Raw genomic sequence first — 445 nt, 5'->3', positions numbered from 1 at the left:
CAAGGACCCGGACGATCTCGTGCGGCTGGAAGGCCGCGCGCCTTTCGACAGAGTGCTTTCCGAGGCAAAGCCGCTCGCCGCGATGATCTGGAGCCGCGAGACCTCCGGTGTCAGCTTCGATACGCCGGAGAAACGCGCCCAGCTTGAAAGCCGCCTGCGGCAGATCGTGGCCGTGATCGGCGATGAGGCCGTGCGGCGGTTTTACCAGCAGGATATGCGCGACAGGCTGAATGGTTTCTTCCAGCCGCGTTTCCAGTCATCCGGGTCGCAGGGTGGAAATTTCCGCCGCGATAGCGCTCAGGGAGCCGGTCGCGGTTTTCAGCGCAACACGTCTGGCAGGGGTGGGGCGATGGCCGCGCCGGCGAGCAGCATCTCGGACCGGCTGGCGCAGTCTGGTCTCGTCAAGGGACATCAGACCAAACCCTCGCTCAGGGAAAGCGTTCTC

The 445-nt window shown here is 64.7% G+C and carries 1 protein-coding gene; it reads left to right on the top strand.

The features are described 5' to 3' along the window. Positions 1 to 445, top strand: a 445-nt coding sequence (locus tag SB816_RS29905; protein ID WP_410547976.1) for a hypothetical protein, incomplete at both ends; no start/stop codon positions are given.

Origin of the sequence: Achromobacter sp. SIMBA_011, from assembly GCF_046535435.1 — a bacterium.
GTDB lineage: Bacteria > Pseudomonadota > Gammaproteobacteria > Burkholderiales > Burkholderiaceae_B > Achromobacter > Achromobacter dolens.
The sequence above is the reverse complement of the archived record's forward strand: the minus strand, read 5'-3'. Positions and strand labels throughout refer to the sequence as shown.